The organism is Azonexus hydrophilus (assembly GCF_038368255.1).
Lineage (GTDB): Bacteria > Pseudomonadota > Gammaproteobacteria > Burkholderiales > Rhodocyclaceae > Azonexus > Azonexus hydrophilus.
This window is the reverse complement of the sequence record NZ_CP151406.1, coordinates 2,426,064-2,438,721: the sequence shown is the minus strand read 5'-3', so window position 1 is coordinate 2,438,721 and position 12,658 is coordinate 2,426,064. Positions and strand designations below refer to the sequence as shown.

The window sequence follows — 12,658 nt, the reverse complement described above, 5'->3', positions numbered from 1 at the left end:
CGCTTCGTTTGCGGTCGGTGTCAGCCGGTCAGCGGCTTGACCACGCGCTTGACGGCGGTGTCGTCGGGGTGCGGGTGGATGGTGAAGCCGAGGCTGGTCATCAGGCGGAACATCTTGCTGTTGGTCGACAGCACGTCGCCAACCACGGCGCGGTAGCCCTTGCTGCGGGCACAGTCGATCAGCGCCGTCATCAGCTTGCGGCCGACGCCGCACTTCTGCCAGTCGTCGCCGACAGCCAGTGCGAACTCGACCGATTCGCCATCCGGATTGAGCACATAGCGGGCCACGCCGATCTGGTGTTCCTTGCCGGTTTCGGCATTGGGCAGCGTCGCGACCAGCGCCATTTCACGGTCGTAGTCGATCTGCGTGAAGCGGACCAGCATGGTCTGGGTCAGTTCGCGCAGGGTGTCCATGAAGCGGTAGTAGCGCGATTCGTCGGACATGGCCTTGACGAATTCCTGCTCCATGTCGGCGTCTTCCGGGCGGATCGGGCGGATGGTGACGACCTTGCCGTCGTTCATCGTCCAGTCCTGGATCAGGTGCACCGGGTAGGGGTAGATCGCCATGTGCGCGTAGCGGTCGCCGCTGCTGTTGGCCGCGTGGTCGATGACGATGCGGGCGTCGGCAGCGATGGCGCCGTGCTCGTCGACGATCAGCGGATTGAGGTCCATTTCGATGATCCACGGCAGTTCGCAGACCATTTCCGAGATGCACAGCAGGACTTCCTTGAGCGCTTCACGGTCGACCGGCGGCATGTTGTGGAACTGGTCGAGCACCTTGGAGGTGCGCGTCGAGTCGATCAGGTCCTTGGCCAGGAACTTGTTCAGCGGCGGCAGCGCGACCGAACGGTCGGAGAAGATTTCATTGTCGAAACCGCCGGCGCCGAAGGTAATGACCGGCCCGAAGATCGGGTCACGCAGCACGCCGATCATGATTTCGCGGCCGTGCGGGCGGGACAGGAAGGGCTCGATCGAGACGCCGTTGATCTTGGCGGTCGGGTTGCGCTTCTGCACCGTGTCGATGATGTCGTGATAGGCGTTGCGTACCGCCGGCGCATTCTGGATGTTGAGGCGGACGCCGCCGGCGTCTGACTTGTGCGGCAGGTCGGGCGAATCGACCTTCATCGCCACCGGGAAGCCGATCTGTTCGGCCAGCAGCAGGGCTTCGGTGGCGGTACGGGCGACCATGGTCTGGGCGACCGGCACCTTGAAGGCGCGCAGGATGGCCTTCGATTCCATTTCCGAGAGCACCTTGCGCCGTTCGGCGAGCAGGGCCTCGATCAGCATCTTGGCGCCTTCGGCTTCCGGCCGGCCGTGCTGGCGGGTCGGTTCCGGCGTCTGCAGCAGCAGCTTCTGGTTGCTGTAGTACTTGGAAATGTGGTGGAACAGCTCGATTGCCGTTTCCGGCATGCGGAAGGCCGGGATGCCCGAGTCTTCGAGCAGCTTGCGCGCTTCGGAAACCTGGGATTCACCCATCCAGCAGCAGATGATGCGGCGGTTGAGCTTGTCGGAAATCGAGATGATCGCCTGGGCCACGCCCATCGGGTCGGTCATCGCCTGCGGCGAGAGCATGACCAGGGTGCTGTCGACGTTCGGATCCTGCGAGATCGACAGCAGGGCGTCGCGGTAGCGTTCGGGGGTGGCGTCGCCACCGATGTCGATCGGGTTGCTGTGCGACCAGCTGGCCGGCAGCACCTTGTTCAGGTTGCCGATGGTTTCCGCGGCCAGTTCGGCCAGCGGAATGCCGAGGTCGCCGGCGCGGTCGGCCGCCATGGCGCCCGGACCGCCACCGTTGGTGATGATTGCCAGACGGGCGCCTTGCGGACGGAACTTGGAGGCGAGTGCCTTGGCCGCGTAGAACAGCTGGCCGACGTTCTTGACGCGGACGACGCCGGCACGGCGCACGGCGGCGTCGAAGACGGTATCGGAAACGGCGGCCATGCCCGAATGCAGGCGGGCGGCGTGCGAACCGGCTTCGTGACGGCCGGCCTTGAGCAGGATGATCGGCTTGATCCGCGCCGCCGAACGCAACGCGCTCATGAAGCGGCGGGCGTGGCGGATGCCTTCGACGTACATCAGGATGTAATGGGTGCGGCTGTCGTAGATCAGGTAATCGAGGATTTCACCGAAATCGACGTCGGCGGTCATGCCCAGCGAGATGACCGACGAGAAACCGACCTGGTTGGCCTGCGCCCAGTCGAGCACTGCCGAACACATGGCGCCGGACTGCGAGACCAGGGCCAGGTTGCCGGGCGCGGCGGAAGCGCGGGTGAAGGTGGCGTTGAGGCCGAGTTCGGGGCGGATGATGCCCAGGCAGTTGGGGCCGAGCACGCGCACGTTGTAGGAACGGGCGATTTCCATCACCTTGCGTTCGAGCGCGGCGCCGATGTGGCCGGCTTCGGAGAAACCCGAGGCGATGACGATGACGTTGCGCACGCCGCTGCGGCCGCACTGTTCGATGATCTGCGGTACCGTCTGCGGGCGGGTGGCGATGACCGCCATCTCGACGCGGGCGCCGATTTCCTCAATCGACTTGTAGGCCGGCTGGCCCTGGATCGTCTCGTGTTTCGGGTTGATCGCGTACAGACGGCCCTTGTAGCCCGAGCCGAGAATGTTCTTGAAGATGACGTTGCCGACGGAGTTTTCGCGATCCGAGGCGCCGATCACGGCGACCGACTTCGGTTCGAAAAGTGCGGTCAGATAGTGCTGTTCCAACATGCTGGCTCTCTTTTCAGGCTATTGTTTTTACGGGGATTGTGCAGTGCAATATTTTCTCATACTCGAGTGCGCAATACCATGCAAAAAATGCGGGTATTGCCCTCGGGTTTCACCTAATCGACAAGTTCGCAATCGAGCTGGAAAGACTGCGACAAGGCCCGGTGAATCGGGCATTTGTTGGCGATTTCGAGCAGACGCTGCCGTTGTTCCGGCGTCAGGTCGCCTTCCAGCGTGATGCGGCGCTCGATGCAGTCACGCATTGTGCCGTCGACCTCGACCTTGTGGTGCGACAGTTCGACGTGAACCTTGCGCAGCGCCAGTTCCTTGCGTTCGGCGTACATGCGCAGGGTCATCGAGGTGCAGGCGCCGAGGCCGGCCATGACAAAATCGAAGGGCGCCGGTCCGGCGTCGCTGCCGCCCATGCTGGCCGGTTCGTCGGCAATCAGGCGGTGCTGGCCGGCGATGACTTCCTGCTGGTATCTTCCCTGTCCGTTTTCCCTGACGACAACCGTTCCCGACATGACGCGCTCCGTGAATGAAATGACTCAAATCATACGCCCATCCGGCTGGATCGAACGTTACAGTTCGTGCTTGCCGGACACCGGTCGAATCCTCGACCTGGCCTGCGGTAGCGGGCGTCATGCCCGATTTCTGGCAGGGCAGGGCCGGCAGGTCCTGGCGGTTGATCGCGATGCGTCGGCGCTGGCGGCGTTGAACGACATCGCCGGCATCGAAACCCGTTGCCTCGATCTCGAAGGCGACGTCTGGCCGCTGGCGGGTGAATCATTCGCTGGCATCGTCGTCACCAACTACCTGTGGCGACCACGGCTGCCGGAACTGCTCGGTCAACTGGCGGGCGGCGGCGTGCTCCTCTACGAAACCTTCATGCTTGGCAACGAAGCCTGGGGCAAGCCGTCGAACCCCGATTTCCTGCTGCGCCCGGGCGAACTGCGCACCGTCGCGGCGGCGGCCGGGCTGGCAGAAATCGCCTGGTTCGAGGGCTATGCCGGCGAGCCGAAACCCTGCGTGCGCCAGGCCATCGTCGCCCGCCGGCCTACCTGAGCAGCGGCCGTAGCGCCGGCCAGACGTGCTCCAGCAGCAGCGGCTGGGCGTCGGCAGTCGGGTGCAGGCGGTCGGCCTGGAACAGTTCCGGGCGGGTCGCCACCGGTTCGAGCAGGAAGGGCAGGTAGGCGGTTTTTTCCGCCTTGGCGATGTCGCCGAAGCGCTGGAAGAACTGATCGGCGTACGGCCCGTAATTCGGCGGCAGACGCATGCCGGCGAGCAGCACGCGGGCACCGGATTTTCTGGCGGCGACGATCATCGTCTCCAGGTTGTTTTCCATCTGCTTCAAGGGCAGGCCGCGCAGGCCGTCGTTGGCGCCCAGCGCCAGGATGACCACCGCCGGTTGGTGCGCCTGAAGCGCGGCAGCAAAGCGGGCGCGGCCGCCGGCGCTGGTTTCGCCGGAGATCGACAGGTTGGCGACGCTATAATCGAGGCGCAATTCGCGCAGGCGCTCCTGCAGCAGCGACGGCCAGGCCTGCTGCGGACGGATACCGTAGCCGGCGGACAGCGAGTCGCCCATGACTAGGATGGTTTTGGCGGCCAGGGCTGGCGGCGCGAAGACCAGCAGCGATAACAGGAACAGGAAAGCACGCATGACGGAAAAACCGGTAGTTGAAGTGGTGGGTCTGGGCAAGACCGTCGATAACGGCGGCGAGCCCTTGACGATTCTGCAGGATATTTCCTTTTCGGTCATGCCGGGCGAGACCGTGGCCATCGTCGGTGCTTCCGGTTCGGGAAAATCCACGCTACTCGGACTACTTGCCGGCCTCGATGTTCCCACGGCCGGCGAAATCCGCCTCGATGGCGTGTCGCTCGCCGCGCTCGACGAAGATGCGCGCGCGCTCGCCCGGGGCCGGCTGCTCGGTTTCGTCTTCCAGTCCTTCCAGCTGTTGCCGGCGCTGACCGCGCTGGAAAACGTCATGCTGCCGCTTGAACTGGCCGGCCGCAAGGATGCAGCGGCGCTGGCACGCGACTGGCTGGAGCGCGTCGGTCTAGGTCATCGCCTCAAGCATTACCCGAAGCATCTTTCCGGCGGCGAGCAGCAACGCGTCGCCTTGGCCCGCGCCTTCTCGCCAGCGCCGCGGCTGGTGCTGGCCGACGAACCGACCGGCAACCTCGACGCGGTGACCGGTAAGCAGATCATCGAACTGATGTTCGACCTCAATACCCGGCAGGGCACGACCTTGATTCTGGTAACCCACGACGAAGCAATTGCAGCACGCTGTGGCCGTGTGTTGCGGATTCAATCCGTTGCTTGAAATTGGCGATCCGGGTTGGCTGTTTTGACGCCACCTTGGGGCACGCGATGCCCGTCTGCACGCTCGCCAGGGGACTGCTGTCGCAAGATTGAAACGCTTTTGTAGCAAGCTGGCAGGGTAGCTTCCGGAGGGCTGCGTAAAAAACGCTTACGCTTCATTGTCCGGGGGGCGCTTGCGATACTTGCCAGGGAGCACAGCATGAGTCATCTTGACCGCCGCCACCGTAAAGGCATTTCAGGGCTGCCGGAAATCCCGGCGCCAAAGCCGTTGCCTGATACGGCTCAGATCCATCGGCAGTTGCGTCAGGCCAGGGAGAAGTTGCTGGCCCAGTTTGATCCGTTCGGGATCGGGGTGCCGATCGCGCATGCGCAGATGGCATGGATGCTCCACCCACAGGAACTGGCTGAGCGCCTCTTCCGCCTGTCTACGGATCTCCTCGAATTGCAGGCGCATAGCGTCAAGCGTTCCCTGGGGCTACCGAGCGTCGATCCGGTACTGCCGCAGGCCGATGATGCCCGTTTTGTCGATCCGGTATGGACGGAGTCCGCCAGTTGGGATCTGGTCAAGGAATGGTATCTGGCCTTCACGCACCATATTCAGGACATCCTGTACGAAACCCCCGCACTATCCGATCGTGAGCGTCGGCGGGCGGCATTCTGGTGGCGGAAGTGGCTGAATGCCGTGGCGCCGACGAACTACCTGTGGTCGAACCCGGTTGCCTTGCAGAAGCTTGTCGAGACGCGCGGCGAGAGCCTGTGGCGAGGTGTTGAGAACATGATGGAGGATGTGCTCTCCGGCAATGTCCGCATGACCAATCCTGATGATTTCAAGGTCGGCGAGAATCTGGCGACAACGCCTGGCGCAGTTGTCTTTCGCAATCACCTGCTTGAGGTGATCCATTACGCACCGAGAAGCGAGCGGGTCGGTGCCGAGCCTCTGGTCATCGTGACGCCGTGGATCAACAAGTATTACATCCTCGATCTGACCGCCAGGAAAAGCATGGTGCGTTACCTGCTCGATCAGGGGGTCGATGTTTTCATCACGAGCTGGAAGAATCCGGACGCTTCGATGCGGGACCTGGCCTTCGACGATTATCTCGTCGAAGGCATCGACCGGATCGTGCAGCTTGCCCGGGAATTCACCGGCCAGTCACGCGTCCATGCGGTGGGCTACTGTATTGGCGGGACGGCACTGGCAAGCTACATGGCCTGGGCCAACCGCAGGTATCCGCCGGAGCAGATGCCGGTTGCCGACTGGACACTGTTTACGACCCTGGTGGACTTTCACAAGCCTGGTGACATCGAAGTTTTCATCGATCCGGGAAGCATTGACCACCTCACCGAGCAGATGGCACGCAAAGGCTATCTCGATGGCAAGGAGATGGCGGCATCGTTCCGCTTGTTGCGTTCGAACAGCCTGGTCTGGCATTACATCGTCAAGGGCTGGCTGTATGGCGAAGCCCCGGCAGCGTTCGACGTGCTTTACTGGAACATGGATTCAACCCGCATGCCCTACGCCATGCATGCCTGGTATCTCCGCGAGCTTTACCTGCATAACCGGCTCATCCAGCCGGGAAGCCTGACAGTGGCCGGGCAGCCGATCGATCTCGGCATCATTCGCCAGGCGCTCTACGCGGTGGCCGCCGAAGACGATCATATTGCCCCCTGGCAACAGGCTTTCCGCACCCTGCATCATGTCAGTGGCGACAAGCGCTTCGTCCTGACGACCTCGGGCCATATCCTGGGTATTGTCAATCCACCGGTAAGACCGGCAAAGCGCGCCTACTGGGCCGGGCCGGCACACCGCAAGGCGGATTCCCCGCGCGCCTGGCAGGCGAGTGTCAAGCAGCATGCCGGAAGTTGGTGGGAAGACTGGATGCACTGGCTGAAGCCCCGCTTGGGCGAGTCTGTCCCGGCCCGACCGGCGGCCACCGCCGAATTTCCTTCGTTGGCGGCAGCGCCTGGAACCTATGTCCACGAGCACTGACCCGATGCGGGTCGCCGGGGGGTGATCAGTATCATGGGCAACGCGATGGCAGCGCATTCCGGGGGAGCGATGGCGTATCAGGAGACCGGTACGCCAGCGCCTGATGCCGGCCCTGTTCTGGATATTGACAGCGCTATTGGCGAGTTGCCGTGTCACGCCTGCTCGGTCGACCTGGCTGCGCCCGGACACGATATCGACGAAAGCCTGCGCAACAACCCGGAGTTGCCAGGGTGCATCGTCACCGACGGTAGCGATGTCGTCGGCGTGGTGTCCCGTCAGCGCTGGCTGGAAGAGTTGTCGCAGCCATTTCGTGCCGAGTTGTACCTGAATCATCCCGTGGCCAGGGCGGTTGTTTCCTTGTCCGCACCCTGGCTCTGTCTGGCCTCGGCAACGCTCGTCCATGATGCGGTCAGGCAGGCTCTGGCCCGTCCAAGGAAGCTGCTGTTCGAGCCGTTGATGGTGGACTTTCCCGATGGACAGCATCGCTTGCTCGATACCTATGTCCTGTTGATGGCGCAATCGGAGATTTTTGCCCGTGCCCGCGAACGCTCGGAAGCGCTGCGTCACGATGTCGAATCCTATGCCCAGCAGCTGGAACGAACCGTCGCCGATTTGCGTGCGACGCAGGACAGCCTGGTCGAAGCTCGTCGCCTGGCGGCGCTTGCCCGTCTGGTGGCCGGCATGGCGCACGAAATCAATACGCCGGTCGGCATTGCGCTGACGGCAGTAACTCACCTTGAAGCCGGCCTGGCACAGTTGCAAGCCAGCGTGGCTGAAGGCCATCTGCGGCGTTCCGAGATGACACGCTTTCTGGAGATGGCCGGGGAAAGCGTATTGCTGGCCCGCAGCAATGTGCAGCGGACGGCTGAACTGATCAGGAGCTTCAAGCGTGTTGCGGTGGATCAGACGAGCGAAGTGCGCCGTCGTTTCAATCTGGCCGATTATCTTGGCGAAGTGCTGCACAGCCTGCGTCCCGTGCTCAAGCGGCAAACCCATCAGGTCCGGGTGGACTGTCCGCCGGACATCGTCCTCGACAGTTATCCCGGGGCACTGGCCCAGATTGTCACCAACCTGACGATGAATGCGCTCGAGCACGCCTTTCCCGAGAACCGTCCCGGGACGATCTCGATCGCTTGCAGCCGTTCGGACAGCCACGTGCATATGCTTTTCTCCGATGATGGTGTGGGTATCTCCGAGAGCGACCAGGTGCATCTGTTCGAGCCATTTTTCACCACACGCGGTCATGCCGGCGGGTCCGGCCTCGGCCTGCACATCGTGTTCAATCTGGTGACCGGGATACTCAAGGGAACGGTCGCCTGTCAAAGCCAGCCTGGTCTGGGCACAAGTTTCGTCATCGATTTGCCACTGGAGGTGCCCCAATGATTGATGACCCGGATAGCGATGAAGATTTCCTGATCGAGGAAGATGACGGGCCCGTTCCGCAATGTGCTGCCAGGGCCGCCTGGAAACTGCTCGTGGTCGATGACGAGCCGGATGTGTTCGCGATAACAAAGATCGTTCTGGCTGATTTCTCGTTTGCCGGCGCGGCGCTGGAAATCATTCCGGCATATTCGCGAAGCGAGGCAGAGGCCTATCTGCTGCAGCATGACGATGTGGCCGTATTGCTCCTCGATGTCGTCATGGAAGAAACGGATGCGGGCCTGCGTCTGGTCGAGTTCGTCCGCGTCACCCTCGGCAACAAGCTGGTTCGTATCGTGCTGCGCACCGGGCAGCCAGGCTATGCCCCGGAAAAGGAGGTGATTCTTCGCTATGACATCAACGATTACAAGGAAAAGACGGAACTGACGACCCAGAAATTGTTCACGACTGTCGTCGCATCGTTGCGGGCGTACCAGCACCTGCTTGATCTTGAGCGTCAGCGTGCCGGTCTGGCACAGATTGTTCACGCCAACCAGGGGCTGGCCCGTCATCAGGAACTGGATGAATTCGGCAAGGGGGCGCTGGCGTTCATGGTTGCCTTGCTGAACGCCGGTGGCGGCGAACTGCGGCGTCGCGAAGGGCAGGGCAGCACGGCGCTGGCGCGCCAGGGCGATTTGCCGGAATCGGCCATTGATGCCATCGACGCCTGGGACGGGCTGACCTTGCGCTGGGTGGATGGCCTGGTCCTGGCCCCCATCCCGTCGCGTACGGATTCGCCGGTTTTCGTCTGCCTCGGTGGTGTTTCCAGTGTGGATGACGGTGATCGAGTATTGTTCGGCATTCTTGCGGAAGCTGTTGGCGCCGGCTGGGATTCGGTTCTCCTGCTCGGGCGTCTGCAGGATGCGCAGAAAGCCATTGTCTATGCGCTGGCGCGCATGGCGGAATTCCGGGACGCCGGAACGGGTGAGCATGTCCGCCGGGTTGAGCGGATGGTCCGGGCAATGGCACTCAAGTTGCGCGTCCATGACGATTACGCCTGCCTGCGTGATGAAGCCTTTGTCGAGCAACTCGTTCTGGCTTCGGTTCTCCACGATGTTGGCAAAGTGGGGGTGCCAGATGCAATCCTCAACAAACCCGGGGCGCTCGATGGTGGTGAGAAGCGCCAGATGCAGGCGCATGTGGCGATCGGTGCCGAGATTCTGGCTGAGGCAGCAGGCATGGTGCCAGGGATGAACTACATTGCCTTGGCTGCGGAAATCGCTGCCAACCACCACGAAAGTGCCGATGGCAGCGGCTATCCAGGCCGCAAGACCCTTGATCAGATACCGGTTTCGGCACGGATCGTGAGTGTTGCCGACGTGTACGACGCGCTCGTCTCGAAGCGTCCCTACAAGGAAGGCTGGCCTCGGGAAAAGGCCATCGCCTGGTTACGCGAGATGGCCGGGCAACGGTTCGATCCCCGTGCCGTTGAAGCATTGGCCGCTGTAATCGGGGAGTCCAGCTTCCCCACTGAAGGGCAGCATCGCTCGGAGGCAGTGAATTGCTGAAATACGGGTGTAAAGGTCGAGGTTTAGGCTGAAGTTCCCGATAATTTCATTTCCAGGATCAAGTATGTTGAACGCAGAAAAAGTCGTCAGCGCCCACAAGGCACAACTTGCCGCTCTTCACGAAATGACCGGAAAGGCCCTGGATGTCGTCGAGAAGATTGCCCAGTTGAACCTCGACACAGCCCGCAATCATCTTCAGGCTCATGACGAGCATGTGAAAACCCTGATGAGTGCCAAGGATCTGAAAAGTCTGGCCAAGCTGAATGAAGAACTGCTCCAGAAAATTGCCGGAAAAACCGCAAACTACAGCCAGGAGTTGTTCAAGCTTGCTTCCGGCATGGGCAGCGAATTCGGCGAGCTGGTCCAGTCGCAGATGAAAGACGCGCAAAAGGAATTCTTCTCGGCGGTGGAAGTGACGGTGAACTCGCTGCCGGAGAACGCTGCATCGGTTAAGGATGCGATCAAATCGGCAATGGCACAGGCAGCCACGGCGATGGAATCGGTCCAGAAAGCCGTGCAGGAAGCACAGGATACCGGCAGCGCGCAGTTGAGCAGCATGGTTGAAGGTACGACCAAGAGCGCAAAGTCGAGAAAATCCACCGCTTAAGTCGACCGATTGAGCGTGCCAGAAAACCGCCGAACCTCGGCGGTTTTTGCATGGTTCATCGAGCGCGGATCGCCCTTGCTGCGCGCAGGCCGCTCCTGACGGCGCCTTCAAGCGTTGCCGGGTAGTCGGCCCAGGTGTAGTCGCCGGCAAGGACGAGGCGTGGGTCGGCGGTGATGTGGGCGGGGCGCGCCAGTTGCGGTCGACTGCAGAAGGTTGCCCGTTTTTCCCGGATCACCTGGCGCCAGTCGGCCGGGCCGAGGCCGAGCGCGGCTTCGATTTCCGCTGCCAGCGCTTCGTCGGACAGGGCTTCCCAGTCGCCGTGGCCGCTGATCGCACAGCCGAACAGGCCGTTGCCGCGGTCGACCGCCCAGGCGCCGGTGTTGCCGCCAAGGTGCAGGAGCGGGAAGGGCAGTCGGGTATTTGCCGCAAATTGCAGGTAGACCGTGGCAATCGGCTCGTAATCGAAGCGGCCGTCGATTTCCGGCAACAGCGCGCCAAGATGCTGCGGCGCGACGGCGACGATGGCCGCATCGTAGGCCTCGTCATCGACGCAGGCATCGTTGATGCTGCGCACCCGGTGGCCGAAACGCAGCGTCGCGCCGTTTGCCACCAGCCAGTGGCAGGCCGGTTCCGGCAGCAGTTCGCCAAAGGGCACGCGCGGCAGCAGCAGGTCGGTGTCGGCGCGGCGCGGGCTGCCCAGGCTGTCGCGCAGAACATTGGCAAACAATTGCGCCGACGCGCGTTCGGCCGGGGTGTTGAGCGCCGCCAGGCAGAGCGGCTCCCATAGTTTCTGGCGCAGGACGCCGGTCTGGCCGGCGGCGTCGAGCCAGTCGGCGACGCTTTCGTCGCGCGTCAGGCGAAATCCACGCCATTTGACGCGGTGCATCCAGAGCGCGGTTTTCAGCTTTTCCGGCAGGTCGACCGTGGCCGCCGTGAGCAACCCCCAGGCGACGTTGAGCGGCGCCGGCCAGCACGGCAGCGCCAGGCGGAAACCGTCGCGGTCGACGACCTGCAATGGGCGGCGCTCGAACAGCACGTCCGGGTCGGCGCCGACGCTGCGCATCAGCGCCAGCGTTTCGCGGTAGGCACCGAGCAGCAGGTGCTGGCCGTTGTCGAGCGTACGCCCGTCGATGTTGACCGATCGCCCGCGCCCGCCGGCGACGCGGCCGGCTTCGTAGAGGGTGACGGCGGCGCCGCGCCGGGTCAGGTCGACGGCGGCGGCGAGCCCGGCCCAGCCGGCGCCGACGATGGCGACTTTCACGCGCTCAGCCCTTGATCCAGGTCTTCGCTGCCAGCCACAGCTTGCGCGTCGCCGGCAGCGAAATGCGCTGGTGCAGCACCTGGAAGTTCTCGCCGCGGATTTCCTCGAGCAGGGTGCGGTAGATCGCCGCCATGATCAGGCCGGGGCGCTGGTTCTTGCGGTCGACCGCCGGCAGCAGCGCGAATGCCTGTTCGTAGTAGCGCTGGGCGCGTTCGTACTGGAACTGCATCAGCGCCATGAAATTGTCCGAATATTTGCCGTTGAGGATGTCGGCGGCGGGTACGTTGAACTGCTTGAGTTCGTCCATCGGCAGGTAGATGCGGCCACGCCGCGCGTCTTCGCCGACGTCGCGGATGATGTTGGTGAGCTGGAAGGCCATGCCCAGGTCGTGCGCGTACTTCTGCGTCTGCCGGTCCTGGTAGCCGAAGATTTCGGCGGCGAGCAGGCCGACGACGCTGGCGACGCGGTAGCAGTAGAGCGACAGTCCCTTGAAGTCGAGATAGCGCGACTGCTGCAGATCCATCTCCATGCCGTCGATGATCTCCAGCAACTGCTCGCTCGGCAGGTTGATGCCGGGGGCGACCGCCTGCAGTGCCAGGCCGACCGGGTGGGTGGCCTGTTTCTCGGCGACGCGCTGCACCTCCATCCGCCACCAGACCAGCTTGGTCGAGGCGAGCGAAAGGTCGGAGCATTCGTCGACGACGTCGTCGACCTCGCGGCAGAAGGCGTACAGGGCCATGATCGCCTGGCGGCGTTCGGGCGGCAGGAAGAGGAAGCTGTAGTAGAAGGAGGAGCCGCTCTTGGCGCACTTCTCCTGGCAGTATTGGTCGGGGCTCATG

11 protein-coding genes are annotated in these 12,658 nt (G+C 63.0%); 6 read left to right on the top strand and 5 right to left on the bottom strand.

Annotated elements, in window-relative coordinates:
* Positions 1-20: 20 nt before the first annotated feature.
* Together AADV58_RS11775 and AADV58_RS11770 are read right to left on the bottom strand one after the other, a co-directional pair.
* Positions 21-2,717 (bottom strand): bifunctional acetate--CoA ligase family protein/GNAT family N-acetyltransferase, encoded by a 2,697-nt coding sequence (locus tag AADV58_RS11775; protein WP_028995033.1) that lies wholly within the window; start codon positions 2,715-2,717, stop codon positions 21-23.
* Between the two features lie 113 nt (positions 2,718-2,830).
* Positions 2,831-3,238: an OsmC family protein gene (locus tag AADV58_RS11770; RefSeq protein ID WP_341743287.1), complete on the bottom strand. Its 408-nt coding sequence runs from the start codon at positions 3,236-3,238 to the stop codon at positions 2,831-2,833.
* Positions 3,239-3,257: 19 nt separating this feature from the next.
* Between AADV58_RS11770 and AADV58_RS11765 the strand changes: the two genes are divergently transcribed.
* Positions 3,258-3,779, top strand: a complete 522-nt coding sequence (locus tag AADV58_RS11765; protein ID WP_341743286.1) for a class I SAM-dependent methyltransferase — start codon at positions 3,258-3,260, stop codon at positions 3,777-3,779.
* Here AADV58_RS11765 and AADV58_RS11760 read toward each other — a convergent pair.
* On the bottom strand, positions 3,772-4,374 hold the full coding sequence (locus AADV58_RS11760) for an arylesterase (protein WP_281984668.1): 603 nt from the start codon (positions 4,372-4,374) through the stop codon (positions 3,772-3,774). The two genes, AADV58_RS11765 and AADV58_RS11760, sit on opposite strands and share 8 nt — an antisense overlap.
* Here AADV58_RS11760 and AADV58_RS11755 point away from each other — a divergent pair.
* The 5 genes from AADV58_RS11755 to AADV58_RS11735 all read left to right on the top strand — a co-directional run bounded on the left by AADV58_RS11755 (position 4,373) and on the right by AADV58_RS11735 (position 10,558).
* Positions 4,373-5,038, top strand: coding sequence for an ABC transporter ATP-binding protein (locus AADV58_RS11755; RefSeq protein WP_028995037.1), 666 nt, complete (start codon positions 4,373-4,375; stop codon positions 5,036-5,038). The two genes, AADV58_RS11760 and AADV58_RS11755, sit on opposite strands and share 2 nt — an antisense overlap.
* A gap of 372 nt (positions 5,039-5,410) precedes the next feature.
* The gene (locus tag AADV58_RS11750) at positions 5,411-7,024 is read left to right on the top strand and encodes a PHA/PHB synthase family protein (protein ID WP_341744549.1); all 1,614 of its coding nucleotides are present in this window, start codon (positions 5,411-5,413) and stop codon (positions 7,022-7,024) included.
* A gap of 33 nt (positions 7,025-7,057) precedes the next feature.
* Positions 7,058-8,407 (top strand): ATP-binding protein, encoded by a 1,350-nt coding sequence (locus AADV58_RS11745; RefSeq protein WP_341743285.1) that lies wholly within the window; start codon positions 7,058-7,060, stop codon positions 8,405-8,407.
* Positions 8,404-9,951 carry an HD domain-containing phosphohydrolase gene (locus tag AADV58_RS11740; protein WP_341743284.1) on the top strand — a complete coding sequence of 516 codons (1,548 nt, stop codon included), beginning with the start codon at positions 8,404-8,406 and terminating at the stop codon, positions 9,949-9,951. Before AADV58_RS11745 ends, AADV58_RS11740 begins: the two co-directional genes overlap by 4 nt.
* Before the next feature lie 64 nt (positions 9,952-10,015).
* Positions 10,016-10,558 carry a phasin family protein gene (locus AADV58_RS11735; RefSeq protein WP_028995039.1) on the top strand — a complete coding sequence of 181 codons (543 nt, stop codon included), beginning with the start codon at positions 10,016-10,018 and terminating at the stop codon, positions 10,556-10,558.
* Positions 10,559-10,613: 55 nt separating this feature from the next.
* Here the strand turns inward: AADV58_RS11735 and hpnE are convergent, their stop codons facing one another.
* Together hpnE and hpnD are read right to left on the bottom strand one after the other, a co-directional pair.
* Entirely contained in the window at positions 10,614-11,819 is a 1,206-nt protein-coding gene (gene hpnE, locus AADV58_RS11730) for a hydroxysqualene dehydroxylase HpnE (protein ID WP_341743283.1), read from the bottom strand.
* Positions 11,820-11,823: 4 nt separating this feature from the next.
* On the bottom strand, positions 11,824-12,657 hold the full coding sequence (gene hpnD, locus AADV58_RS11725) for a presqualene diphosphate synthase HpnD (protein WP_341743282.1): 834 nt from the start codon (positions 12,655-12,657) through the stop codon (positions 11,824-11,826).
* Between the last annotated feature and the right edge of the window lies 1 nt (position 12,658).

What these genes read in the sequence shown, in the direction of transcription:
- AADV58_RS11765 (WP_341743286.1), top strand. Translation starts at nt 3,258, where the DNA reads ATGACTCAAATCATACGCCCATCCGGCTGGATCGAACGTTACAGTTCG.
- hpnD (WP_341743282.1), bottom strand. Translation starts at nt 12,657, where the DNA reads ATGAGCCCCGACCAATACTGCCAGGAGAAGTGCGCCAAGAGCGGCTCC.
- AADV58_RS11760 (WP_281984668.1), bottom strand. Translation starts at nt 4,374, where the DNA reads ATGCGTGCTTTCCTGTTCCTGTTATCGCTGCTGGTCTTCGCGCCGCCA.
- AADV58_RS11770 (WP_341743287.1), bottom strand. Translation starts at nt 3,238, where the DNA reads ATGTCGGGAACGGTTGTCGTCAGGGAAAACGGACAGGGAAGATACCAG.
- AADV58_RS11740 (WP_341743284.1), top strand. Translation starts at nt 8,404, where the DNA reads ATGATTGATGACCCGGATAGCGATGAAGATTTCCTGATCGAGGAAGAT.
- AADV58_RS11735 (WP_028995039.1), top strand. Translation starts at nt 10,016, where the DNA reads ATGTTGAACGCAGAAAAAGTCGTCAGCGCCCACAAGGCACAACTTGCC.
- AADV58_RS11745 (WP_341743285.1), top strand. Translation starts at nt 7,058, where the DNA reads ATGGGCAACGCGATGGCAGCGCATTCCGGGGGAGCGATGGCGTATCAG.
- AADV58_RS11750 (WP_341744549.1), top strand. Translation starts at nt 5,411, where the DNA reads ATGGCATGGATGCTCCACCCACAGGAACTGGCTGAGCGCCTCTTCCGC.
- AADV58_RS11775 (WP_028995033.1), bottom strand. Translation starts at nt 2,717, where the DNA reads ATGTTGGAACAGCACTATCTGACCGCACTTTTCGAACCGAAGTCGGTC.
- AADV58_RS11755 (WP_028995037.1), top strand. Translation starts at nt 4,373, where the DNA reads ATGACGGAAAAACCGGTAGTTGAAGTGGTGGGTCTGGGCAAGACCGTC.